At 66.6% G+C, this 24,691-nt stretch carries 21 protein-coding genes; 8 read left to right on the forward strand and 13 right to left on the reverse strand.

Features of this window, described 5'->3' with window-relative positions:
* Window positions 1-3: 3 nt before the first annotated feature.
* The 6 genes from eda to AC6JAM_RS04205 all read right to left on the reverse strand — a co-directional run bounded on the left by eda (window position 4) and on the right by AC6JAM_RS04205 (window position 6,795).
* Window positions 4-630 (reverse strand): bifunctional 4-hydroxy-2-oxoglutarate aldolase/2-dehydro-3-deoxy-phosphogluconate aldolase, encoded by a 627-nt coding sequence (gene eda, locus AC6JAM_RS04180; RefSeq protein ID WP_223993965.1) that lies wholly within the window; start codon window positions 628-630, stop codon window positions 4-6.
* Window positions 623-2,143, reverse strand: a complete 1,521-nt coding sequence (locus AC6JAM_RS04185; protein ID WP_497935902.1) for a mannitol dehydrogenase family protein — start codon at window positions 2,141-2,143, stop codon at window positions 623-625. The genes eda and AC6JAM_RS04185 overlap by 8 nt, the downstream gene beginning before the upstream one ends.
* Window positions 2,077-3,063, reverse strand: coding sequence for a PfkB family carbohydrate kinase (locus AC6JAM_RS04190; RefSeq protein WP_497934133.1), 987 nt, complete (start codon window positions 3,061-3,063; stop codon window positions 2,077-2,079). The genes AC6JAM_RS04185 and AC6JAM_RS04190 overlap by 67 nt, the downstream gene beginning before the upstream one ends.
* Complete coding sequence (gene manD / locus AC6JAM_RS04195) at window positions 3,060-4,271, reverse strand: D-mannonate dehydratase ManD (RefSeq protein ID WP_056389343.1); 1,212 nt, start codon at window positions 4,269-4,271, stop codon at window positions 3,060-3,062. The genes AC6JAM_RS04190 and manD overlap by 4 nt, the downstream gene beginning before the upstream one ends.
* Before the next feature lie 101 nt (window positions 4,272-4,372).
* A complete protein-coding gene (locus tag AC6JAM_RS04200; RefSeq protein ID WP_056389340.1) occupies window positions 4,373-5,401 on the reverse strand; it encodes an L-idonate 5-dehydrogenase in 1,029 nt (342 codons plus the stop codon).
* Window positions 5,398-6,795, reverse strand: coding sequence for an MFS transporter (locus AC6JAM_RS04205; RefSeq protein ID WP_497934134.1), 1,398 nt, complete (start codon window positions 6,793-6,795; stop codon window positions 5,398-5,400). Before AC6JAM_RS04205 ends, AC6JAM_RS04200 begins: the two co-directional genes overlap by 4 nt.
* Window positions 6,796-6,980: 185 nt before the next feature.
* On the opposite strand from AC6JAM_RS04205, the gene AC6JAM_RS04210 reads away from it, so the two are divergent.
* Window positions 6,981-7,706 (forward strand): GntR family transcriptional regulator, encoded by a 726-nt coding sequence (locus AC6JAM_RS04210; RefSeq protein ID WP_142068455.1) that lies wholly within the window; start codon window positions 6,981-6,983, stop codon window positions 7,704-7,706.
* 78 nt (window positions 7,707-7,784) lie between these two features.
* Here the strand turns inward: AC6JAM_RS04210 and AC6JAM_RS04215 are convergent, their stop codons facing one another.
* Window positions 7,785-8,048, reverse strand: coding sequence for a hypothetical protein (locus tag AC6JAM_RS04215; RefSeq protein WP_018771390.1), 264 nt, complete (start codon window positions 8,046-8,048; stop codon window positions 7,785-7,787).
* A gap of 335 nt (window positions 8,049-8,383) precedes the next feature.
* Between AC6JAM_RS04215 and AC6JAM_RS04220 the strand changes: the two genes are divergently transcribed.
* The gene (locus AC6JAM_RS04220; protein ID WP_497934135.1) at window positions 8,384-12,031 is read left to right on the forward strand and encodes a TM0106 family RecB-like putative nuclease; all 3,648 of its coding nucleotides are present in this window, start codon (window positions 8,384-8,386) and stop codon (window positions 12,029-12,031) included.
* A 54-nt stretch (window positions 12,032-12,085) separates the two neighbouring features.
* On the opposite strand, the gene AC6JAM_RS04225 is transcribed toward AC6JAM_RS04220, so the two are convergent.
* The 3 genes from AC6JAM_RS04225 to AC6JAM_RS04235 all read right to left on the reverse strand — a co-directional run bounded on the left by AC6JAM_RS04225 (window position 12,086) and on the right by AC6JAM_RS04235 (window position 14,770).
* Window positions 12,086-12,400 carry an acylphosphatase gene (locus tag AC6JAM_RS04225; protein ID WP_056389332.1) on the reverse strand — a complete coding sequence of 105 codons (315 nt, stop codon included), beginning with the start codon at window positions 12,398-12,400 and terminating at the stop codon, window positions 12,086-12,088.
* A 105-nt stretch (window positions 12,401-12,505) separates the two neighbouring features.
* Window positions 12,506-13,447 (reverse strand): pullulanase X25 domain-containing protein, encoded by a 942-nt coding sequence (locus AC6JAM_RS04230; protein ID WP_018771393.1) that lies wholly within the window; start codon window positions 13,445-13,447, stop codon window positions 12,506-12,508.
* 261 nt (window positions 13,448-13,708) lie between these two features.
* A complete protein-coding gene (locus AC6JAM_RS04235; protein ID WP_186447840.1) occupies window positions 13,709-14,770 on the reverse strand; it encodes an adenosine deaminase in 1,062 nt (353 codons plus the stop codon).
* Between the two features lie 312 nt (window positions 14,771-15,082).
* Here AC6JAM_RS04235 and AC6JAM_RS04240 point away from each other — a divergent pair, with 312 nt between their 5' ends.
* Window positions 15,083-15,724, forward strand: coding sequence for a LysM peptidoglycan-binding domain-containing protein (locus AC6JAM_RS04240; protein ID WP_056389450.1), 642 nt, complete (start codon window positions 15,083-15,085; stop codon window positions 15,722-15,724).
* Between the two features lie 182 nt (window positions 15,725-15,906).
* On the opposite strand, the gene AC6JAM_RS04245 is transcribed toward AC6JAM_RS04240, so the two are convergent.
* Window positions 15,907-16,494 carry a hypothetical protein gene (locus AC6JAM_RS04245; protein ID WP_018771396.1) on the reverse strand — a complete coding sequence of 196 codons (588 nt, stop codon included), beginning with the start codon at window positions 16,492-16,494 and terminating at the stop codon, window positions 15,907-15,909.
* Window positions 16,495-16,650: 156 nt separating this feature from the next.
* Between AC6JAM_RS04245 and AC6JAM_RS04250 the strand changes: the two genes are divergently transcribed.
* The 5 genes from AC6JAM_RS04250 (at window position 16,651) to AC6JAM_RS04270 (ending at window position 21,756) form a co-directional block, all read left to right on the forward strand.
* Window positions 16,651-17,571 (forward strand): MSMEG_6728 family protein, encoded by a 921-nt coding sequence (locus AC6JAM_RS04250; RefSeq protein ID WP_142068461.1) that lies wholly within the window; start codon window positions 16,651-16,653, stop codon window positions 17,569-17,571.
* A 3-nt stretch (window positions 17,572-17,574) separates the two neighbouring features.
* On the forward strand, window positions 17,575-18,435 hold the full coding sequence (locus tag AC6JAM_RS04255; protein ID WP_144601316.1) for an SDR family oxidoreductase: 861 nt from the start codon (window positions 17,575-17,577) through the stop codon (window positions 18,433-18,435).
* 69 nt (window positions 18,436-18,504) lie between these two features.
* Entirely contained in the window at window positions 18,505-18,900 is a 396-nt protein-coding gene (locus tag AC6JAM_RS04260) for a DUF1622 domain-containing protein (RefSeq protein ID WP_223993955.1), read from the forward strand.
* Between the two features lie 275 nt (window positions 18,901-19,175).
* Window positions 19,176-20,705 carry an HNH endonuclease signature motif containing protein gene (locus AC6JAM_RS04265; protein WP_497934136.1) on the forward strand — a complete coding sequence of 510 codons (1,530 nt, stop codon included), beginning with the start codon at window positions 19,176-19,178 and terminating at the stop codon, window positions 20,703-20,705.
* A gap of 232 nt (window positions 20,706-20,937) precedes the next feature.
* Entirely contained in the window at window positions 20,938-21,756 is an 819-nt protein-coding gene (locus AC6JAM_RS04270) for a YqjF family protein (RefSeq protein ID WP_223993952.1), read from the forward strand.
* 27 nt (window positions 21,757-21,783) lie between these two features.
* Here AC6JAM_RS04270 and AC6JAM_RS04275 read toward each other — a convergent pair whose 3' ends face one another.
* Together AC6JAM_RS04275 and AC6JAM_RS04280 are read right to left on the reverse strand one after the other, a co-directional pair.
* Window positions 21,784-22,104, reverse strand: coding sequence for a hypothetical protein (locus tag AC6JAM_RS04275; protein ID WP_018769623.1), 321 nt, complete (start codon window positions 22,102-22,104; stop codon window positions 21,784-21,786).
* Between the two features lie 46 nt (window positions 22,105-22,150).
* A complete protein-coding gene (locus tag AC6JAM_RS04280) occupies window positions 22,151-24,604 on the reverse strand; it encodes a Tex family protein (protein ID WP_497935904.1) in 2,454 nt (817 codons plus the stop codon).
* Window positions 24,605-24,691 lie beyond the last annotated feature (87 nt).

Genomic DNA, 24,691 nt, shown 5'->3' on the forward strand with positions numbered 1-24,691 from the left:
GGATTACCGGCCCAGCGCGGCCGCCCCGCTGGCCAGGCTGGTGATCCGCGCCCAGTCCTTGGCCGCGACGGCGTCCGCCGGAGTGAGCCAGCTGCCGCCCACGCAGGCCACATTCGGCAGCCGAAGGTAATCCGGGGCGGTGGCCAGGCTGATGCCGCCGGTGGGGCAGAACTGCACGTGCGGGAGGGGCGCCCCGATGGCCGCCAGATAGGACGGACCGCCTGCAGGCCCGGCGGGGAAGAACTTCATCGCATCCAATCCGGCTTCCAGGACGGCCATTACCTCGCCCACGGTGGCGACGCCGGGCAGCACCGGGACGTCCAGGGACAGCATGTGCTTGAGCAGGGCCGGGGTGACACCGGGGCTGACCAGGAATGTGGCACCCGCCTGGACGGCGGCGTCGGCCTGGCCCGGCGTGAGGATGGTGCCGGCGCCCACCAGGATGTCCGGCACCTCCTCGGCGATCAGCTTCAGCGAGGTCAGCGCGGAGTCGGTGCGCAGCGTCAGCTCGATGATCTTCACGCCGCCGTCCACCAGGGCACGGGCCAGGGGCACCGCATCCTGGGGGTCGTCGATGGTGACCACCGGGATGACAGGTGAAACGCCAAGGACGCCTGATGCGTCAGCCATGGTTGATCTCATTTCCCAGGCCGTCCGGCCCGTTGGTTTCGATGATGCGGTACCAGTGCAGGAGCAGGTTGCGGAAGCCGCCATGTTCCGCCAGGTCCTGGTCAAAAACGGGCCGGAAGCCCAGCAGTGCAGGCACCACGCTGTCGGCGTCCCTGGCGGCCGGCAGTGTTGCGTTCAGCTCCGAGGCCAGCGGATCGTTGAGGTCGGTTTCCAGGGTGGTGGCCACATGGTGCATCCACGCGGCAATGGCGAGCGCAGCCCAGCGGGGTTCGCGGCCGGCGTCGAGCGTTCCCCTCATGGTGGGCAGCAGGCGCAGCCCTATCTTCTGGGAACCGTCGCTGCCCACTTTCGCGGTGGTGTGGCCCAGGGCGGGGTTGGCGAAGCGGCGGAGCACCTCGTCGCAGTACTGCTCCCCGCCCAGCCCGGCCGGGAGGGTGATGGTGGGCAGCGCTTCCTGGAGCATCATGCGCCGGCAGGCGGTGTGGAACGCGTCCACGGCCACGGCGTCGCTGATGGTTTCCTTGCCCGCGGCGAGCCCCAGATAGGCCAGCATCGAATGGCTGGCGTTCAGCAGCCTCAGCTTTGCTGCCTCCCACGCGGCGACGTCGGTGCTGAACACCGCCCCGGCATCCTCCCAGCGTGGCCTGCCGGCGGCGAAATTGTCCTCAATCACCCATTGCTTGAAGGGTTCGGCCACCACGGCGGCTTCGTCCCGAAGGCCAAGTTCACGTTCGACGCCGGCCAGGTCGCCTGGCATGCTGGCCGGCACCATCCGGTCGACCATGGTGCTGGGGAAGGTTGCGTTTCCTGCCAACCAGGCCAGCAGGGGTTCGCTTTCAGGTGCGGGCAGGGCGGCCGCGAAATTCCGGACCAGGGTTCCGGTCAGTTCGCCGTTGCCGGGCAGGTTGTCGCAGGACACCACGGTGATGGCTCCGGCACCCGTGAGTGGCCGTTGCTGCAGGCCACGGACAATCTGCCCGATGGCGGTACGCGGCGGGCGTCCCGAGAGGTCCGCCTGGACATCCGGGTCCTGCAGGTCAAGGGTGCGGGTTTTCGGATCGAACCGGTATCCCTTTTCCGTGATGGTGAGGGTGACGATCTTTGTGGCCGGTGCGGCGATCCGCTCGACCACCAGTTCCGGGTTGTCACGCCCGGATATGGCGTCGACGATGCTGGAGACCACACGCAGCGGGGCGGCGTTGCCTCCCCGTTCTGCCACGGTGAACAAGCCATCCTGGGGCGCCAGTTGCCGGGCCACGGTGCCGGAACGCTGGGTGACCCCGACGATCCCCCACTCGAAGTCGCCGGCGGCAAGCATTGCGTCTTCCGTGAAGACCGCGGTGTGGGCGCGGGCGAAGGCTCCCAGGCCCAGGTGGACGATGCCGGGCTGCAGTTTGTCCCGCTTGATGCCGGCCTGGTGTCCGCTGGTTGCCAGGGAAGATGTAGTCAGGCGTTCGATGGCTGCGCTCCTTCGGCGAAGTTCCCGGAGGCGTGCGCCCTGGTCTGTTCGAATGTGGGGATGAAACCGGTACCGCCCTTGCCGCCCACCACCAGCGACGATGCGGCAGCCCCGAAACATGCCGCCGTCGGGAAGTCGTCGCCCAGCACCAGACGCGCGGTGAGCGTCCCAACGAACGCGTCCCCGGCACCGGTCTGGTCCACCACGGCGGGGGCGGGAACCGCCGGCACCCACGCAGAGCCGGCATTTAGGGCGGCGTCGCCGCTCCATTCGAGCTGGACCCCTTCCGCCCCACAGGTGACGGCAACGTTGGCGGTACCCAGCGAGCGCAGCTTGGCCGCGGCCTCCTGCGGAGAGGCAACGCCCAGCAGCGCATCCGTCTCGCCGGGGAATGACGGCGTGACCAGGAAGGCCTGCGGCGCCAGGGCGGTGAGTGCCGCCGTCGCCTCTTCCACGGTGGTGAGGCGGGGGCGGTAATTGGGATCGTAGACAAAGCGTGTGGCCAGGCCGGCAGCTTTGACGACGGCGGCGCGCGACGTTGGTGAAATGGCGCAGGCGATGCCGCCCGCCACCAGGGCCCCGGCTGCCGCGACAACTTCGGGATCGACGTCCTCCGGGCCCAAGGTGGAACCCACGCTGCCGCTGCGGGCGTAGGAGAACTCGCGTTCGCCGGCGGGATCGCTGTGGACCAGGTAAACGCCCTGCTGGCCGCGCCGGAACTTTAGAAGGTCGGTCGAAACGCCCAGTTCGGCGATACGGGCGGCAATGGCGTGGCCCAATTCGTCATCGGTCAGCACGGACAACAGGCCTACCGTGGCGCCTGCGGCGGCTGCGGAGGCTGCGACGTTGAGGGCGTCGCCGGAGATGCCAAGCTGCGCGGGAACGCCGTGGGCAAAGGGAAGGTCGGTGGCGACTTCGACGAGGATCTCCCCCATCACCACCACGTCAAAGGGTTGGTGGGCTGCAGTGTTCACCAGTCGTGCACCGATCCGTCCAGGCGCCGGTTCACCGGCAGGTACTTGGGGTCGAAGGGGAAGCGTGCGGCGGCTTCCTCATTGAACTCTACGCCGATGCCGGGAGCGTCCCCGGGGTGCATGTAGCCGTCGCTGAAGGTGTAGGAGGTGGTGAAGACTTCCCCGGCGGGGTCGCGGTGGCCCATGTATTCCTGGATGCCGAAGTTGGGGATGCTCATGTCAACGTGCAGTGCGGCTGCGAACGAGGCCGGCGACAGATCACCCGCGCCGTGCGAGCCGGAGCGGACGCCGTAGAGGTCCGCGAGCGAGAAAATGCGGCGCAGGTGCGTGATGCCGCCGGCGTGCGAGACGGAGGTGCGGATGTAGTCGATCAGGCGTTCGGTGATGAGCTGCTGGCAGTCCCAGATGGAGTTGAACACCTCGCCCACAGCCACGGGCGTGGTGGTGTGCTGGCGGATCAGGCGGAATGCCGACTGGTCTTCGGCCGGCGTCGGGTCCTCAATCCAAAACGGCCGGTACTGCTCAAGGGAGGCGCCAAGCCGGCCTGCTTCGATGGGCGTGAGCCGGTGATGGACATCGTGCAGGACGTGGACGCCGTAGCCGAACTCCCCTCGGACGTGGGCCATCATTTTCGGTGCGAAGTCCAGGTAGGCGGTGGTCTCCCAGGTGTCTTCCTGGGGCACGTTGCCGCTGGCCGGCTCGTAGAGTCTGCCGTCCACGGGGGCGATCCCGTAGGTCTTGTCCAGGCCGGGCACGGCTGCCTGGGCGCGGATGGCCTTGTAGCCAAGGTCCAGGTGATGCTGGAAGTCTGCGCTGAGGTCCTCAAGGGTAGTGCCGCTGGCGTGTCCGTAGACCATCACGCCCTCGCGGGCCGCGCCGCCCAGGAGTTCATAGACCGGCATGCCGGCCGCCTTGCCCTTGATGTCCCAGAGTGCGACGTCGATGGCTGCGATGGCCGTCATGGTCACCGGGCCGCGGCGCCAGTAGGCGCCCTTGTAGAAGTACTGCCAGGCATCCTCGATGCGGCGGGCATCGCGGCCGATGAGCAACGGGCAGAGGTGCTCGGAGAGATAGGAGGCTACAGCCAGCTCGCGACCGTTCAAAGTGGCGTCGCCGATGCCGGTGATGCCGTCCTCGGTTTCAATTACGAGCGTGACGTAGTTCCGTCCGGGCGACGAAACCACAACCCGTGCGTCGGTGATCTTCACTGGGAGTCCTTCTCATGGTGGTATGCAATGTTCGGTGGCGGTAAGTGCCCGCTGTGAGGGTTCAGAACGGGCACTTACCGCTGTTTTGGTGGGGGTGGGTGTCAGTCCGAGCTGAGGCGGAGCATGACCTTGCTGCTGCCGGCCGCGGGGTCCGCGGCCGTTTGCATGGCTTGCGCCGCGTCCTCGATGGCGAACTTGTGGGTGATGATGGGCGAGACGTCCAGGCCGTCCTTCATGGCCTGCAAGGCATCGGTGATTTCATCCACGAACCTGTAGGACCCGATCCAGGTGATTTCCCGGGTGACCAGGTCCCCCAGCGCGGAGGCCGCAGGGGTGCCGGGCAGGTTGCCCACCTGGACGACGGTGCCGCCGCGGGCCGTGGCGCGCAGGACTCCGCCCAGGACTGCGGGGATGCCGGTGGCCTCGAAGACGAGCTCCATGTCCGTGGGAAGTGCCCCGTGCGAGACGTTCAGTACCTCGTCGGCGCCCATGGCCTTGGCAATCCGCAGAGACGCGTCGCTGATGTCGGTGGCAATCACGGTCCGGGCTCCGGCGTACTTGGCGGCCGCCGTGACCAGCGACCCGATGGGCCCGGCACCGTTGACCAGCACGTCCCGGCCTTGCAGGCTGCCGGCGCGGCTGACGGCATGCATGGCGACGGCGAGCGGCTCCGCCAGTGCCCCACGGAGGGTGTCCACCCCGTCCGGAAGCGGCCGGACCTGGAATGCCTTGGCGAGTTTCCGTTCGCTGAACCCACCGTCGGTGTGGGGGTCGAACGCCGCCGAGCCGAAGTAGCGGATCTGCGGGTAGAGGTTGGTCCGGCCCCGGAGCCGCTCCGGCAGCGCGCCGTCCCCCACCAGTTCGGCGGGATGCACCGTGACGGGCTGGCCCACTTCGAGATGTTCGACGCCGGCGCCCAGCTTGGCGATCCGGCCCGCCACCTCGTGCCCCAGGACGAGCGGTGACTTCAGCGCCGCGGTACCCGACGCTCCGTGGCGCCAGTACGAAAGGTCGCTGCCGCAAATGCCGCCCCATTCGACGTCGAGCACTACCTCTCCGGGCCCGGCGACGGGCTCGGGCCGGTCATCGATGCGGAGGTCGTTGGCACCGTGGACGACGACTGCCTTCATACTGCGTCCTCCAGGCGGACCATGTCGCGGCCGCGGACCTCGGGGCCAACAGCTGCGGAGACCAGGGTGATCAGCGAGTAGCCGATGACCATGGCGGCGAGCGGCCACCAGTGTCCGGTGACTGCGGTAAGCGTTGCCGCCAGCAGCGGGCCGATGGCTGTGGCCAGGATGCCGCCGATCTCCTTGGCGAGCGCCAGTTGCGTGAAGCGGGTGCGGGCACCGAAGAACTCGGCCATGGTGACGCTTTCCATGGCGAAGAGGCTCAGCACGCCGAGGTTCAGGCCGATGACCATGGCGATGGTGATAAGCGCCGAATTGCCGCTGGTGATCATGAGCATCATCGGGATGGCGTAGAGGGCAGTGAGGGCGCTGAGCACCAGGTACAGGGGGCGGCGGCCGAAGCGGTCACCAAGGAGGCCAATCAAGGGGATGGTGACGAAGCCGAGGATCGAGCCGTACATAATCGCGTTGGTGCCCACGCTCTTGTCCGTCATCAGGACGGTGGCCAGGTAGCCCACCAGGAAGGTCTGCACCAGTCCGGAGTTGCCGGCCTGGCCAAAGCGCAGGCCCAGTGCGATCAGGAACGCCTTGCCCTTCTTCTGGTGCAGGGCAGCTTCGATGGTGCTGGTTCCCGCGAGTTCGGGGGCCTTTGCGGCTGCGCTCTTGATCTTGTCCTTGGTGAGTGCCACGCCGTCAACCACGTCGGCACGCTGTTCGAAGACCGGGCTTTCCTTGATGGAGCGGCGGATCCAGACGGCGAACAGCATGATCACGAAGCTGGCAAGGAACGGGACGCGCCAGCCCCAGCTCAGCAGGTCCTCCTGCGAAAGGGAACTGACCAGGATGGCCCACAATGCCGAGGCGCCCAGGGTTCCGGAGTTGGTGCCCAGGCAGACCAGGGAAGAGATGATGCCGCGTCGGCGAGCCGAAGCGAACTCCGCCAGCATCACCGTGGCACCCGCGATTTCCGCGCCGGCCCCGAAACCCTGGATGAGGCGCAGGGCCACCAGGAGGATGGGTGCCCAGATGCCCACCATGGCGTAGGTGGGAAGTACGCCGATCAGGGTGGTGGAGGCACCCATCAGGGCGATGGTGATGTACAGGACCTTCTTGCGGCCGATCCGGTCGCCCATGCGGCCGAAGTAGACGGCACCGAAGAGGCGGGCAACGTACCCCACGCCGTAGGTGGCCATCGCGGCGATCAGGCCGATGACGGGGCTGACGTCCGGGAAGAAGATCTTGTTGAAGACGATGGCGGCTGCCAGCGAGTACAGCTGGAAGTCCATGAATTCCATGGCCGTGCCAAGCCAGCCGGAGACGGCCACCTTTGCGAGGTCGCGGGTGTTCCGGGCTTCAACCTTGCTGCCGGTGGGCGGTGCAATGCTTTCGGTCATCAGTTGCTCCTTTGCAGGTGATGCTGTCTAGGGGGAGGAAAAACGTTGAAGGGGATTGAACAGCGGAAAGCTGTGGACTGCCCGGCCGGGCCCCTCGGATGGGCATCAGTGAACCGGCAGCACTTCGATTTCTACTACCATACAAGCACTACCATTCTAGTGTGTCAACGGACTAGACTAATGGCATGGCAACGGACAAAAGAGGTGCTTCCCCCCGGCTTTCGGTGCGCGACCAAACCCTTGAGACGCTCCGCAGCAGGATCATCTCGCTGCAACTCCCGCCGGGCGAGCCCCTATCCGAGAACGAGCTGGCGCAGGAACTGGGCGTCAGCCGCACGCCGGTGCGCGAAAGCCTCATCCTGCTCCGCGAGGAAGGACTGGTGCAGGTCTTTCCCCAGATCGGCTCGTTCGTCTCGCTGGTGGACCTGGCGCGGGTCTCCGAAGCGCAGTTCATCCGCGAAGCCATCGAGTGCGCGTCGCTCCGGGATCTCGCCGTGGACGCGGAAGGCATCGCCGTCCTGCGGGGTATTCTCAAGGCGCAGTCGGATGCTGACGCCAGCGGCGACGTGGAGGAATTCTTCCGGCTGGACGAGGATTTCCACCGGGAACTCCTGCGCCTGGCCGGACACGAATCCGCCTGGAGTGCGGTCAACTCCGCCAAGGCACACCTGGACCGGGCGCGCCGGATGAGCCTGCTGGACACCCGGCCCGTTTCCACCTTGATCGAGCAGCACACGGCCGTGGTGGACGCTCTGGAAGCCAACGACCTCTCCGATGCGGACAGCAGCCTGCGCCTTCACCTTCGCGCCGTCTTCGAGGACGTCCAGCGCATCCAGGAATCCACCCCGGAGCTGTTCTCCGACGCGGCTGCCCGGCGTCCTTCACGGCGGAGCGTTGCCCGCCTGACTTAAGTCACCCAAGGTGTGCGGCCGACGACGGCGGGAAGTCCCGCCGTCGCGCGCGCCCTGGTCAGGCTGGCTGATCAGGAGCTAATCAGGAAGGCATGCCTCCATCGAGCCGTAGTGCAAGTGCGCACCGCCTTGGACGAATTGCCCGAAATTGGGTGCGTCTTCGTCATCAGCCAGGTCCTTGAAGTAGTTCACGTCAAGCTCCCCTGCCTGCGCCTGGGTGGAAACAATAATTCCGACGCAACTGGCGGCGTCGTTGGTTGCCTGGGCCGGAGCGGCGCTCCCAGCGAGGATGGACAGCCCGGCGAGGCTGAAGATGGCAGCGCGGCGAAGAAGGACAGTCATGACTGGAACCGTTTCTGGGATATGGGATTTCCGTTAGCTGCCGGCGGCGGCCAAGGCCCGCAGCAGCCGATAGGGCCGGTTGGTTGCCCCCAGATCGCAGACCCAAACGCGGCGCCGGAGTTGGATGGGCGCCTTCTTCATCTCCCGGCCAGGCGCTTGTGGCGGCTGCCCGCACTGAAAGGGTACTGCTGCGGGACTCCGGCGTCCACGGAAATTCCAACCACCCAAATGGGCTAACCAATTACCCACGGTGCCTGTTTGTCAGTCCCTCTTGCTAGGTTTGATTCCAGGCCAGGGAAACCGTCTCCGGGCCCGCAAACAGTTGGGGAGGCCCCGTGTTTCTGCTGGACGCTGCCGGTCATCATGCCGGATCCGCTGCGCCGCCGGACCTGGTCTTCTCCGCCAGCGACCTTGTGGCAGCTTCCGAGTGTGAGTACCGCACGCTGCGAATCCTGGACGAAAAGCTGGGGCGTACTCCCAAGGCAGAGTTCCCGGTCGATGAGATGCAGAAGCGCGCCGGCGAACTGGGCGACCGGCATGAACAGACCGTGCTGGCCAGCCTGGTGGCCAAGTACGGCCAATGGGACGCGGGCCGCGGGTCCGGCGTCTACTCACTGGACCGCGGCCAAAACCTCCGCGGCGAGCTTCAGGCGAAACACGCAGAGACCGAACTTGCCCTGCGGTCCGGGGCGGACGTCGTGTTCCAGGCCACCTTCTTCGACGGCGAGTTCCTTGGTTACGCGGATTTCCTGGTCAATGAGGCGGCAGGCACCGGGAACCCCGGCCGGTACGAGGTCTGGGACACCAAGCTTGCCCGGCACGCCAAGGTGGGGGCCCTGCTGCAGCTGGCTGCCTACGGCGACCAGCTCCTCGATATGGGGCTGGATCCCTCCCCCGCCGTCACACTGGTCCTCGGCACCCGCGTCGGCGACGATTGGCTGCGGAGCAGCCATTCCCTGCCGGACCTGCTGCCCGTTTTCCGTGAACGACGGCGGCGCTTCCGCCAACTAACAGCCACCCACCGGGCGGCCGATGGTCCCGTCCAGTGGCAGCAGCCCGGCGTCGTGCATTGCGGGCGCTGCGACTACTGCGCCGAGCAGGTGAAGTTGCACAGGGATCTGCTGATGGTGGCGGGCATGTCCGTGGTCCAGCGACGGAAACTTCATGCTGCGAAGATCACCAGCATCGATGAACTGGCAGCCATGCCGGCAGGCGAAGCCAGGAACTCCGTGGCCCGGCTCCGCGCCCAGGCGAGGATGCAGCTGGGCCTGGACCAGCCCGCAGGCTCGAGGACATTTACCAAGGATGGCCAGCCGCACACGGTCTCCTACACGGTCCTTCCGGACAACACCATCGGATCGCTGCCCGCCCCCAGTGCCGGGGACATCTTCTTCGACTTCGAGGGCGATCCGCTGTGGCAGGACCCGGCCACCGGCGCGTGGGGCATTGAGTACCTCTTTGGCGTCATCGAGGCCCCGGTGCCTGGTGCGGAAAGTGATCCCGTCTTCCGCCCGTTCTGGGCGCACTCCCGTTCCGGGGAGCGCCGCGCCTTCCTGGACTTCCTGGACTACGTGGAGAAGCGGCGTGCCCGGTACCCGGACATGCACGTTTACCACTACGCCCCGTACGAAAAGACCGCGCTGCGGAACCTTTCGCTTGCGCACCAGGCGGGCGAGGACACGGTGGATGACTGGCTCCGGCAGGGGCTGCTGGTGGACCTGTACGCCACGGTGCGGCATTCCCTTCGGATCTCGGAGGCGTCGTACTCCATCAAGAAGCTTGAACCGCTGTACATGGGAGACAACCTCCGGTCCGGGGACGTCAAGGACGCCGGCGCTTCGGTGGTTGCCTACGCCGCCTATTGTGCCGCCCGCGATGAAGGGCGCCAGGACGAGGCCGACACCATCCTGGCGTCGATTTCCGACTACAACCGGTACGACTGCCTCTCCACCCTTCGGCTGCGTGACTGGTTGCTTCGAATCGCTTCCGTGGCCCCTGCGGCCGCCCAAGCGTCAGGGGACGCCCCTGACCTGGCTGCTTTGACCGTTGCTCCCCCGACAGATCCCGCAGTCGACGGACGCCAGGATGCACAGGACGAAACCGCCGAAGAACGTCGGCTCCGCGAGTATCTTGCCGGCCTGCCGGACAACCGCCCGTGGACTGACGACGAGCGTGCCATCGCCATGGTTGCGGCAGCCACCGGATATCACCGGCGTGAGCGCAAGCAGTTCTGGTGGCAACACTTCGACCGGGTCGAGGCGCCGCTGGAAAACTGGTCCGATCAACGGAACGTGTTCGTTGTATCGTCAGCGGAAGTCGTCTCGGACTGGGCGTTGGCCAAGCCCCGGGAACGGATGCAAACCCGCGTCCTGAAGCTCCGAGGCACCATGACGGAGGGCTCCGATTTCCGCGCCGACTCCAACTGGTGCCGGCTGTACGACGCCCCGGGACCTGATGGCATGACCGCCCCGGACGCTGCCCCGGGGACCAGGGCCTACTCCTTCGGGACCAGGATCAGCGAACTGGAGCCGGCACCGGACAGCCCGGAACACTTCGTGACCATTGCCGAGCGGGAGACCGGCAAAGTTCGCGCCTATCCGCACCTTCCGGTGGCACTCACGGAGGACCAGCCCCTGGCCACCGCCAGCATTGAAGCAGCCATCGCGGACATCGCCAGCGCTGTCGGGGCTTCGGTGCCGTCCCTCCCCGCGCAACCGGGCCTGGACATCCTGCGCAAGTTGCCGCCGCGGTTCCACTCGCTGCCAGGGCCGGCGGACGTCCGGCATGGCGACGATGGTTCAGCCGATTACGCGGGGGCCATCACCGAATCTTTGCGGGACCTGGACCACTCCTATCTGGCCGTCCAGGGTCCGCCAGGGACAGGCAAGACCTACGTTGGTGCCCACGTCATCGGCAGGCTGGTGGCCGAGGGCTGGAAGGTCGGGGTGGTTGCCCAGTCCCACAACGTGGTGGAAAACCTGCTCTGCCGGGCAATCGAAACCGGCGGAGTGGACCCCCAGGTGGTGGGCAAGAAACTGGCCGCACCCCATCCTGTCCCCTGGAACCTCACCTCAGAAGGCGACGTGTCCCGCCTGCTGGCATCCCCGGGCGGATGCCTGGTGGGCGGCACCGCGTGGACCATGACCGGCAAGGAAGTCCCCGCCGGGTCCCTCGATCTCCTGGTCATTGACGAGGCCGGGCAGTTCTCGCTGGCCAACACCCTGGCGGTCAGCGTCGCGGGTACGCGGCTGCTCCTGCTGGGCGACCCCCAGCAGCTCCCGCAAGTCACCCAGGGCGCGCACCCGGAACCAGTGGACCAGTCCGCGCTTGGCTGGCTCGCGGCCGGCCACGCCACCCTTCCCGTAAGCCTGGGCTACTTCCTCGCCGATACCTGGCGGATGCATCCGGACCTGTGCCGGGCAGTGTCGAACCTCGGCTACGAGGGAAGGCTGGCATCGGCTCCGGCCGCGTCCCTTCGCGAACTGGAGGTCCTGGCGCCCGGGGTGGAGACGGTGTTCGTCAACCACACCGGCAACGCCACCGCGTCAAAAGAAGAAGCTACAGAAGTGGTAAGCCAGGCCCGCCGGCACCTGGGCCTGAAATGGACCTGCGGCCCGGACACCGAATCCCGCCCCCTCGGGCAGCAGGACCTGCTGGTGGTGGCCGCCTACAACGCCCAGGTCCACCTGATCCGCAGGCACCTGGCGGAGGCCGGACTGCCCGATGTCCGGGTGGGCACCGTGGACAAGTTCCAGGGCCAGGAAGCTCCCGTAGTGCTGGTCTCCATGGCATGCTCGGCCGTCTCAGAGGCTCCGCGGGGAGCGGAGTTCCTGCTCAACCGGAACCGCATCAACGTGGCGGTGTCCCGCGGCCAGTGGCGCGCGGTCATCATCCGTTCCCCCGACCTCACCAGCTACATGCCGCACAAGCCCGCGGGGCTGGAGGAACTCGGGGCCTTCATCGGGCTTAGTCCGCGGGATTAGTGCGGGACAGGCCCCCTGACGGCGCCGCGGGAACGTCGCTGCCGCGGGAGCGACTCAGTGCGCCCGGAAGCCGCGGAATTGACCGGAGGCTTCGGATATCGATGCCTCCACGTTGTCCACCCGGCCCGGCGTGCGGCCGGATTTGAGCCACTCCAGGAGCTGGCGCACCTTCGGCTCGGGCCCCTCGGCCACCACGGAAACCGAACCGTCGTCGAGGTTCTTCACTTCGCCGGAAAGTCCAAGGTCCTCAGCCTGGCCCATGGTCCGGAAGCGGAAGCCCACAGCCTGCACCATGCCGGACACGCGCGCGTCCAGCCGGATATTGGCCTGCGCCGGGTTTTCCTGCGCGGGCCCTGCGTGCCTACCCATGGTGGACCTCCTCGTCCGCAGCTTGCCGTCCCGGCCGGGCCGCGCTACCTGTCACCGTTGTTTGGAAACGACAGTCAGCGCGGCCCGGCCGGGCGGATGCATCCCTTAGTTGATGGTGATGTCGCGGGTGGCGTGGTTGTAGCGGATGGTCACCTTGCCGCCGGCGTGGTGCAACTCGTGGTTGGGACCGTCGAACGTGCCGAAGGCACCGTAGTTCTCAGTCCAGGATCGGTTGAGGGCGATCTTGAAGGTGTAGAACCCGGCGGGAAGCTCGGCGCTCTTCTTCCACAGCTGGTCCAGGAAATCGAATTCCATCTGCGCTTCGTCGTACTGCGGTGCCCAGTTCTCCGGGGCACCCAGGATGGTGTTGAAGTCACCAGCCAAGGCCACAGCTTCGGGCTGCGGAAGGGTTTCAACGTCCGGGCCCTCGAACGGCTCGGTGGCGGCGGAGGTCTCGGCAGCGGGGGCTGCTGCTGCCTTGTCCTTGGCCGAAGCCTTGCCCTTGCGTACTGCCTTCACTACGGGTTCGACGGCGTCTTCGATCGCCTTGGCTGCCTTGCCCACCGCCGAGGCGGCCTTCTTCGCGGGAGCCTTCCTGGCGGTCTTCTTCGGAGCCTCCTCCTTGGCCGGAACCTCCAGCGTCGCCGCGGCGGCGGAGACCGGGCGGACAAAGCCTTCGGGAGCCGTGGGAACGGGAGTATCGGCAGGGACGGGAGTGCCGGCGTCGAGCGCTGCGGCGAAGGAATCAGCGTCGGGGAAGGCGACGGTAGCGCGCATGCCGTCCTCGGTGATGGTCCAGCCCGAGCGGCCCTTGATCAGCCAGCCGGCCTTGACCAGCTTGGCGGTGGCGGAGGTGAGGGTCTTGTGGCCGCGCGGGATTCCGCCGCTGAGAAGTTCTGCCTCATGCTCGTTGAACGGCACGCGGGCAGTTGCTTCCGCCAGGACCTGGCCTGCATTCAGTGCATCGCCGGACCACACGCCTTCGGTCAGGACATCGAGCACGGTCTTGAGTCGAAGGTAGGTGTTTTCTGCGGTGGACTTGGCCATGATTCCCCTTATATAAAAGCGATCGGTCTTAGGCATCTTGCCAACAGCCCATTAAATCGCGCGACTTTAATTGGTAAATTCTGCGTGTCGTGACCGACTATGAAGCGGATTGTGCCGCAAGTGAGGCGGAGGTCTCGGGTAAGGGCTGTCTGCATAACCCTCAAGTGCTGGCATGGATGCTGCCCTGCACTCCCCAGACACGCCTGCGGCACTTAGTTTACCGGGCAGAAAGACCGGCTGTTGCCCCCGACACAGCAGCGGTCAGTCGGACACTTCCCTGCCGTTCAATTCCGCCAGCAGCTCCGCTTTCCGCTCCTCTGACGCGAACGAGGAATGGATGGAGTTCGCTGCGAGGCGTGCCCTGTCGAAATCAGAGAGTTCAAACACCGAAGTCAGCTGCGCAAAGTTGTCATCCACGTAGCCGCCGAAGTAGGCGGGATCGTCTGAGTTGACCGAGACGTTGAGTCCGGCGGCCAGCATCGCGGGCAACGGATGGTCGGCCAGGGTGTCTACGGCACGGAGCCGGACGTTGGACAGGGGACAGACCGTCAGGGGAATGCGTTCGTCCACCAGGCGCTCCACCAGGTCGGGGTCATCCATGCAGCGGATCCCGTGGTCGATCCGCTCCACGCCCAGGAGGTCCAGGGCTTCGATGATATACGACGCCGGGCCCTCCTCCCCCGCGTGCGCCGTCAACCGCAGGCCTGCTTCACGCGCCTTCGCGTACAGCCGCTCAAACTTGGACGGCGGGTTTCCCACTTCGGCCGAATCCAGGCCGATGGCACCGATGGGCGCATTCATGGCCAGCAGCCGGCCGAGGACTTCCAGCGCGGAGTCCTCCGGCAGGTCCCGGAGGAATGCCGCGATCAGGATGGTGGAGATACCGTAGTCCTCCTCCGAGGTCTCCAGCACCGATGCCACACCCCTGACGCACGCCTCAAGGGGAATGCCGCGGGAGAGGTGCGCCTGCGGGTCCATCATGATTTCCGCGTGCCGGACCCCGGCGGCAGCAGCCCGCTCCAGGTAGGCCCGGGTCATGTCCGCAAAGTCCTGCTCGGTTCGCAGCACCGCCATGTTGGCGTAGTAGAGGTCAAGGAAGGACTGCAGATCCGTGAACTCATACTTCTCGCGGAGTTCGTCCAGACCGGAATACGGCAGCGCAATACCGTTGCGCTCGGCCAAGGCAAAGATGAGCTCGGGCTGCAGCGTGCCCTCGATGTGCAGGTGCAGTTCTGCCACCGGGAGGGGCTTGGCAGGGGCTGCGGGTTCCGCAGGGTCCGTTTCGGTTTCGGGCATGGTGCTGCCGCCGGCAAAGTTGTCCATCCGGTCAGGATAGTGCCCCTCCCGGTTTTGCGCCTGCCCGGGACTTCGACGCCTTAAAGACCGCCGGCTCCCCGCAGATGCACTGCACCTACCCGACACCCCTGCTGGAATCTCGATTTGATAACGCCCAAGCGATGTCCTAGCGTGAAATGCATGCCCGCCCGGCGGGCTCTTTGATTGCCCGGTGCTGCCTCCACCAGAACTGCCCAGCGGCAGCCACCGACAGTGACCTCTATTTGTCAGGGGCGGGCAGTGGCGCGACGATCTCCGGGGACGGAACCAGCGCTGGTGGCCTTCAGGAGCATCACCATCATGAAAAACACCAAATTCCGTACTGCCGCACGCCGTGGAGTCACCCTGGCCGCCGTCTCCGCGGCAGGTTTGGCCCTCTCAGCCACGGCGGCCAACGCAGCCACCCCGACCTCCACCTGGGATGCACTCGCCCAGTGCGAGAGCGGCGGCAATTGGTCCATCAACACCGGTAACGGCTTCTCCGGCGGCCTGCAGTTTACCTCCAGCACCTGGGCCGCTTACGGCGGAACCGGCTCCCCCGCGGATGCCAGCCGTGAACAGCAGATCGCGGTAGCGGAGCGGGTCCAGGCCTCCCAGGGTTGGGGTGCCTGGCCCTCCTGCGCGTCCCAGCTCGGCCTGAGCGGGGGCGGCGGAGCCCCGGTCCAGAGCGCGCCCGTCCAGGCTGCTCCCACGCAGAGCGTCCAGGTTCAAAGTGCCCCGGCTCAAAGTGCTCCGGTTAAGCAGGCACCGGCGCCGCGGCATGCTACGTCGGTTGCCCTTAGCGGCGAGACCTACACGCTGCAGGCCGGGGATACCTTAAGCATTGTTGCCGACAAGCTGGGCATCCAGGGCGGCTGGCAGCATCTTGCCGACGCCAACCTGGACACCATTTCGGATCCGAACCTCGTGTTCGAGGGACAGGTCATCCAGCTTCCCGCGTAACGCCTGAGGCGGCATCCCCAGCGGCCCCCTGGCCGCCCGCCTTTTGGAAGGCGACACAGACAGGTCGGCGATAGACAAATTCCGTTGACCAAAAGACGACGCCGGCACACCCCCACAAGGGATGTGCCGGCGTCGTTCTTTTAATTCCCGGGCCGCTGCCGGAGTCGGCAGGGAACCGCCGGTCAGCTGGCCGGCAGTTCGCGGACGATCCGCACCTTCCAGGCGGAGTCATCGCTGGTGTCCAGCAGGGCAACCGTGCCGTGCGCAAGGTTCAGGGCGACACGCTTGACGGCCAGCAACTCCAGGTAGAGGTGCTCGTTCATGCGGCTGGGGGTGTCGATCATGTATTTCACGGCGTCGCGCACCTTGCGGTAGTTGGCGCTGCGTTCGCGGTGCATGTGCAGTTCCAGGGCGGAGCGCTGCTTGAGCCGCGGTTCGTGCCGGTTGAGCAGCGTCACTGCTGCGTGGACCGCAACGACCAGGGCGAGTGAGACTCCGTAGATCCACACGCCGCTGGACAGCAGGAACAGGGGCAGGTTGCCGATGGCCACGAGCGCGATGACCACGCGAAGGGCGGCGATCCGCCGGACCGTCCTGGCCACGGTGGCCATGCCGTCGCGGAACCGGTGCTGGTCCTTGCGCGCGGCGGCGGGATCGATGGTGAACTCGTCGAGGACCAGGATTCCCTGGGCTTCCGGGGCCAGCATCTGCCCGAAACGGGGCAGGGCGGTGCGGGCGTGGGCGACTGCTTTGTCAGGTGTAGATGTCATGAGAGAGCTTCCGAAACGCGGTTGGGGTTGCGGTGATCTTAGTGGTTTAACCTGAACGTCGTATGCATGCGTCCACTATTTGGACATTAACCTCTCCGCGATGTGGCCGTTGGCACAGCAATTGGCACTTCCGCCGGGGACCGTCAGACTGAATAGATGCAAACCTTCCTCCCGTACCCTGACTTCCGCCAAAGCGCCAAAGCCCTGGACACTGCACGGCTGGGCAAGCAGCGGGTTGAAGCGCTGCAGACCCTCCGCGCCCTGGTGATTCCCGGGTACGGTTGGCAGACCCACCCCGCCATCCGCATGTGGATGGGCCACGTGCCGGCCCTCACCATGTATGGGCTGGCGATGGTGGACGAATGGATCGAACGTGGCCACCCGGACAACACCCGGGCGAACATCGCCGAGTTTGCGCCGCAGGCTGCCCATCCGGACTACGCCGCCAAGATCATCCTGCCGCCCTGGCTCGGGGACCCCGACTTCCACCTGAGCCACCGTTCCAAGCTGGTGCACAAGGAACCGAAGTTCTACACGTCCGTTTTCCCGGACGCCATTCCGGACATGGACTACGTCTGGCCAGAACCCCGGCACGAATTCCTGCCGCAGGAACCGGAGGGGGACATTCTCTGGATCCTGCGGGAGCCGCATGACGACGTCGACCCCCAGTCGCTCAGGACCGTTGCGCTTCCGCCGGTGAACCGGAGCGCTGCGGCCGCGGCCGCGATGTCGGCCGGAGATGACGGTTACTCCCCTGTCTACGTGGACGACGGGTCCCGCCGGCCGTCACGGGCGCCCAAGAAGGCGCCCCCGAAGCCTCAGGAGAAGAAGCCCACCCGCAAGCGCGCGGCGCAGGAGGAGGCGTTCCGGACCCTCCCGGGGAAGACGCCGGTTGCGGTTCCGTTCGAGAACGGAGCCAGGTTCGCCGTGGGACAGGTCGTGGGGCGCCCCATCACCCTCGATGACGGCCGCTTTGGCAGGAATTTCGAGGTCATGGAGATCATTGACCGCTCCGCGTTCGCGTACCCGGCGCTGTTGCAGGATCCGCGCGTGTTCTTCCCGGTTGAGGCGCCGTAGGCCGTGACGATTCTTTTGGCAGGGTGCGGCGACCTGGGTACCGAAGCGGGGCTCAGGTTCGCTGCGTCGGGGCACAGGGTTGTGGGCTGGCGCCGGTCCCCTGCGAAGCTTCCGGCAGCCATTGAAGGTGCTGCGGCGGACCTGGGCTCGCCCGAACTGCCGCCAGTCCCTGCGGACACCACCGCCGTCGTCATTGCCGTCGCTGCCGATTCCCCCTCGGAAGAGGCATACCGGACGGCGTATGTACGTGGTGTGGCACATGTCCTGGATGCGCTCGAGCGTGACGGCGTGCACCCGGACCGGGTGTTATTTGTTTCCTCCACGGCCGTCTACGGCGATGCGGGTGGCGGCTGGGTGGATGAATCCACGGCGCCGGATCCGGGCGGCTTCTCCGGACGGGTGCTGGTGGAAGCCGAGGATCTCCTGCACAACAGGCTTGCGGGAACCGGGACCACCGGTATTGCGCTCAGGTTGGGAGGCATCTACGGGCCGGACCGGACGCGGCTGATTGACCAGGTGAAGACAGGCTCGGCCGTGGTTCCCGAGGACGTGCGCTACACCAACCGGATCCACCGTGACGATGCAGCGGCCGCCATTGTGCACCTTGCCACCATGGAGGCTGCGCCCGCGCCGGCATATATCGGCGTGGATGATGAGCCGGCCGAGCTGGGTTCCGTGTTGCGGTTCCTTGCAGCCGAACTTGGGCTTCCAGAACCCCGGGTGGGTGACGCCGGTCCCGCTCGTGGAGGCAACAAGCGTTGCCGTAACCACCTGCTCCGAAGCACCGGGTTCACCTTCACGTTTCCCACGTTCCGGGAAGGGTACAGGGACGTCATAGCAGGGAACGGCATCCGCCATCCGTGACGAAGGCCGCCGTCCAATGGGTTACAGCCAGGTTGGCCGCGGGATGCCTGGCCCGAGCTAAGGCGGGGCATGGAATTTCGGCAGGTCATTGAGGCAGTTGGGCAGCTTGTCGACTTTGCGGGAGTCGCGGTGATGGTGATCGGGGCCGTGGTGTCCCTCCCGCTGGCGATCCGTGGCCATCAGGCGCACCAGCTTCCGCCGGGGGCCGGGAAGCTGGGTTTCTACCGGTCCTACCGCCAGTTGCTGGGCCGGTCCATCCTGCTGGGCCTTGAACTGCTCGTCGCCGCCGACATCATCCGCACCGTTGCCGTCACACCCACGTTCGCCAGCGTTGGGGTGCTGGCTATCATCGTGCTGATCAGGACGTTCCTCAGCTTCTCCCTGGAATTGGAAATCACGGGGCGCTGGCCCTGGCAAAAGGAGCCGGCCGCGGCCCGTACCGGCTCCGCCGCCGCCCCCAGCTGAGCACCCGGGGTTGGGTTTTCCACATAGGGGTTTTGGGGGCTCTTGATTGTCGGTGGTGGCTGGCAGAGTTGGGTTATGGAGGCCATTGGGGAGCAGCTGGACGGGCCGTTCGGCGGGTTATACGGTGGGTTGCTCGGCGGGAACGCTGACGACGCCGGCAGCCGGCGGACGAGTCCGGCCCGCCTTCGCGCCGTCCCCGGCGGGGAGGGATCCGCCCTGCCATCCTCGGGGCACTTGCCGAAGAACTCGCCACCGCCGCCCTGGCCGCCCCGGGCGTGCTGGCCACCGCCACCTACATCGAGGCCGCCGATTACGCCGCCAGGGTCGAGAACCTTGCCCGCACCGTGGAGTATCTGCAACTCATCTCAGCCCTGACTGTGGACCGGACCCGCACCCAGGCCATCACCCAGGCCGCGGCCAGGACCACCCACCCTGCCGTGCCCTCCCCTGCCGATGACGGCTGCCGCAACACCGCAGAGTTCCTCCGCCTCAGGCTCCGCATCCCCATCCGCGAAGCACGCCGCCGCCTCACCCTCGCCCAGCACACCCTGCCCCGCACCAGCCTCACCGGCGAACCACTCCCGCCAACCCGGCCCCACCTCGCCACCGCCCTCACACCCCACCCCGGCACGGACGGGACCACCCCGCAACCGCCCACCGGAACCACCCTCCAGGCACCGGCCGTGTCCTCCCACGCCGCGACCCTCATCACCGCCACCCTGGACCGGCTCCAACACCACACCACCCCGCACACCCTGGACCGGATCGAAGAGCACCTCACCACCGCAGCCACCACCACCGACCCCGACTTCCTCACCCGCCTGGCCCAACGCTGGACCGACACCATCGACGCCGACGGCACCGAACCCACCGAAGAAGCCCTCCGCCACACCCAAGGCGCCTTCATCCGCAAACCACGCCACGGCCTGCACCACCTCGAAATCTTCGCCACCACCGACCAATACGAACACCTCCTCACCGTCATGAACACCGCCACCAACCCCCGCACCACCACCCCAACCACCAGCACCGGCGACTCACCCGGCACCGGCACCGAACACCACGGACGAACAGCCGAAACAGCAGCCGTGCCCGACCTGCCTGCCCAGCCGGCCCCGCCCGACCTGCCGGACCTGGACCGGCGCACCCGCGCCCAAAAACAACTCGACGGCATCATCACCGCCGCCAAAACCGCACTCGCCACCAACACCCTGCCCACCACCGGCGGCAACAAACCCCAAATCATCGCCACCATCCACTACCGGGACCTCTTCCCCACCCACACCACAGCAACAGCGACAGGAGAACGGCCTGGAATACCCGCACCACCAGGGACACGGACAGGCACAGGGACACGGGCCGGGGCCGGGGCTTTCGCGTTCACCGGCCCCGTCGCCGCCACCACCCTACGGAAAATCGCCTGCGACGCCGACATCATCCCCGCACTCCTGGGCACCAACGGCGAAATCCTCGACCTCGGCCGCAAAACCCGCCTCTTCACCCCAGCCCAACGCACCGCCCTCACCACCCGAGACCAAGGCTGCGCCTTCCCCAACTGCACCATCCCCGCACCCTGGTGCGAAGCCCACCACATCACCTACTGGTCACACGGCGGACCCACCACCACCAACAACGGCGTCCTGCTCTGCAGTCACCACCACCACCTCATCCACAAAGAACAATGGACCATCACCACCACCAACCACACCCCAACCTTCATCCCCCCACCCCACATCGACCCCACCCAAAAACCCCAACAAAACCACTACTTCAAACCCCCACCACCACCCCACCAACACGAATGAACCAGACGGCCTTGCCACTACGGTTGCCCAGAAGTCCCGGCCGGGACCCCCCTTGCCATCAGGCTCTTCCGGCCCGGCCCGGCCCTTCCTTCGACAACACCACCCGGGGACCGGCAGCCTCAGTTAGGCTTCAAGCATGACGGGCACATCAGTGCGAACGTTGCTGAATTTCTCTGCCTAGATCAGTCCAGCGAGCCTATTCAGCCGGGCCAATCGAAGGAGCACATGGGCCTTGACCGGAAACTTGGGTGCCCCGGCAGTGTGGCCGCGGCCACCGGAACTTCCTGCGCCGGTATTCTCCGACCAGCGGTGGCTCGACGCAGTCTTCCTCCACTGGCGCATCACGGAGGAAGAGGCAGCAACTTTCATGCCCGATGGCGTCCGGCCGGACGTGTTCGACGGCAGTTCGTGGGTGGGCCTGATCGGTTTCCGCATGGAACAGGCGGGACTTGGACGCGGGCCGGGCATTCCCTATCTGGGGAGCTTCAACGAGGTCAACGTTCGGCTGTATTCGCGGGAACCAAATGGGACCCGCGGCGTAGTGTTCCTGAGCCTGGATGCGAACCGGCTGCCCGTCGTTCTGGCAACGCGAGCGGTGGGAATTCCCTACGTGTGGTCCCGTATCCGGCAAAGGCCGCCTTTTCCCGGCAGTAGCGTCGTCCGGCGCCAGCATGGCCACAGCGAGGTCGAGGCCGCCGCGATCACTGATGAATTTCCTGTGGGCTACTCCGTGCGCCGGTTCGGCAGCGCGGCGGCACGCAGCGACTTCACGGTGGTTCCCAGACTCCGCGCCGCCGCCGGCGATCCCCTGTCAGTCTTTCTGACCGCCAGGTTCGGCATGCATGGGCACTTCTTCGGAAGGACGGCCTTCATACCGAACACGCACCAAGCGTGGCCACTGTTCGGAGCTAATGTCCACCAGCTCAGCGACGGACTCATCAAAGCTGCCGGCATCAGTGTGGGCGGGCCGCCCGAGTCTGTCCTCTACTCGCCTGGAGTCCGGACCAGATTCGGCAGGCCACGCCTGGTCTGCGCCAGCGCCACCGGCTAAACCTCACGATCCGGCTGATGCAAACCTTTAGACGTCCTGCCAGCCCTGGCCTTCGCTGAAAGTACTCACCAGCGTGCCCACCCCCGCCTGCAGGGAGTTCGACGGGTCGAAGTACAAGGATGCCTCCGAGGCGCGGCTGTGGGTGATCAGCTGCTCAGCCTCGAGCTTCGCCTCGGGCACGGTAGCTCCGATAATTGCCGTACGGGCCGGGAGCTCGGGCGTGTGCACCACGTCGGCGCCGGTCTGGGTCAGCGGAACCGTGGTGCCGGTGTTGATCTCGTCGTGCGGGAACTCGAACTCGGCATCACCGGGAGCGGCAGGAACTGTGTACTCCAGGAAATAGGTCATACTCCACCCTTGCAGAAAAGCCGCCACTGCCAAAAGCCCTGATGGACTACTTGCCCAGGCCGGCCTTCCTGAGCGCCTCCGCCATTGCCGTGTTGACGGGCTGGGCTACAGGAGTGGGACGGCCACCACCCGCGGTCCTGCCTGACGGCTGATTCCCTGGCTGTTGCCGGTCCGGGCGTCCGCTGCGCTCACCCTTGCCGCCGCCCACTCCCCGGCGGTTGTCGTTCCCGCCCGGTCTCCCTGCCCCGGGCTTCGCCGAGCCGCTCCGCCCGGAACCTGCACCGCCGCTGGCCGGTTCGTCGTCGAGCCTTAGGGTCAACGAAATCCGCTTCCGCTCAGGATCAGCTTCCAGGACCTTGACCTTGACCACCTGGCCGGACTTCACCACCTCGCGCGGATCGGACACAAAGCGGTTGGCCAGGGCGGAGACGTGGACCAGGCCGTCCTGGTGGACTCCGATGTCCACGAAGGCACCAAACGCCGCAACGTTGGTCACGGTTCCTTCGAGAATCATGCCCGGCAACAGGTCAGCGATCTTTTCGATCCCCTCCGAGAAGGTGGCGGCGGCAAAGGCGGGCCGGGGGTCGCGCCCCGGTTTGTCCAGCTCAGCCAAGATGTCCCTGACCGTCGGCAGACCGAAGGTATCGTCAACGAACTTCTGTGGGTCCAGGGACGACGCCGGGGCCGCGCCCGCGGCCTTCAAAACCTTGCGCGCGACGGCGTATGCCTCCGGGTGCACGCTCGACGCGTCCAACGGCTCGGCTCCTCCGGAGATCCTCAGGAAGCCGGCACACTGTTCGAAGGCCTTCGCGCCCAGCCGCGGTACCTTCTTGAGGTCGGTGCGCTTGTTGAAGGGTCCGTGCTCGTTCCGGTAGGCCACAATGTTTTCGCTCAGCAAAGGACCGACGCCGGCCACCCGGCTCAGCAGCGCGGGCGAGGCGGTGTTGACGTCAACACCCACGGCGTTGACGCAGTCCTCCACGACGGCGTCCAGGCTGCGGTCCAGCTTCGACGCCGTCACGTCGTGCTGGTACTGGCCCACGCCGATGGATTTGGGGTCGATCTTCACGAGTTCGGCCAGCGGATCCTGCAGCCGCCGGGCAATGGAAACGGCGCCCCGGAGCGAAACGTCCATTCCCGGCAGTTCCGCGGCGGCGAGCGCGGAAGCAGAGTAGACGGACGCGCCAGCCTCGGACACCACGAGTTTCTGCGGTTTCCGGTCCACGTCCGGGAGGAGCTTGATCAGTTCGGCAGCCAATTTGTCCGTCTCGCGGGACGCCGTGCCGTTGCCGATGGCTACGAGTTCGACGGCGTGCTGCCGCGCCAACCGCACCAGGGTGGCCAGGGCGTCGTCCCACCTGCGTGCCGGGGCGTGCGGGTAGACCGTGTCTGTGGCCACCACCTTGCCGGTGCCGTCCACCACTGCGACCTTGACGCCCGTGCGCAGTCCGGGATCCAGCCCCAGCGTGGCGCGGTTTCCAGCAGGGGCGGCCAGCAGGACGTCGCGGAGGTTTGCCGCGAACACCCTGACCGCTTCGTCTTCCGCCGCCGCGAATAACCTTGCCCGAAGATCAGAGGTGAGGCGGGACAGCACGCGGGAGCGCCATGCCACCTGCGCGGTCTGCAGCAGCCAGGCGTCGGCGGGGCGGCCGCGGTCGGCGACCCCGAGGAACCTGGCCACGGCGGACTCGTAGCGGGCGCGGGCGGCGGTGAGGGCGGCGTCGTCCGATGGATCGGCTTCGGCGAGCTCCAGCTCAAGGATGCCGTCCTTCTCCCCGCGGAACAGCGCGAGGACCCGGTGGGATGGCATCCTGTCCGGCGCCTGGGCGAACTCAAAGTAGTCCGCAAATTTCTGGCCTTCTGCCTCTTTGCCCTTCTTGACGCGGGACACCATCCGGCCCTGGACCCACAGCCGGTCCCGCAAATTTGCTGCGAGGTCGGGATCCTGGGCCACCCTTTCCACCAGGATGGAGCGTGCACCTGCGAGCGCGGCGGCGGCGTCATCAACGGAATGCGCGCTGTTGAGGTACTTCGCGGCCTCGCGGTCGGGATCCAGGTCCGGCCGCTTCAAGAGTGTGTCCGCGAGCGGCTCCAGGCATGCTTCCCGGGCGATCTGGGCCTTCGTCCGCCGCTTGGACTTGAACGGCAGGTAGATGTCCTCAAGCCGCGACTTGGTGTCCGCCGCCAGGATTGCCTTGCGCAGTTCCGGCGTCAGCTGGCCTTGCGCTTCGATCGCGTCGAGGACGGCACGACGGCGGTCCGCCAGCTCCCGGAGGTAGCGGAGCCGTTCGTCGAGGTCGCGGAGTTGGGTGTCGTCCAGCGTCCCGGTGGCTTCCTTGCGGTACCGGGCGATGAACGGAACTGTCGAGCCGCCGTCGAGCAATTCAACTGCAGCCTTCACTTGCCAGGCCTTGACCCCCAGCTCAGCAGCGATCTGGGCAAAGAGTTCGTCCTCCCCTGATGCGCTGGGGCGGACGGAAGCGGCGGAAGGTCCTGGCATTTGGGTCACCAGAACATCTTGCCTTACCGGCCTGCGGGGCTCCACCGCCGCCGTACTCGCTGAGGCGCCATAGGGAAAAGCAGGTAT

It is taken from the genome of Arthrobacter sp. GmRoot5-12, from assembly GCF_059739365.1.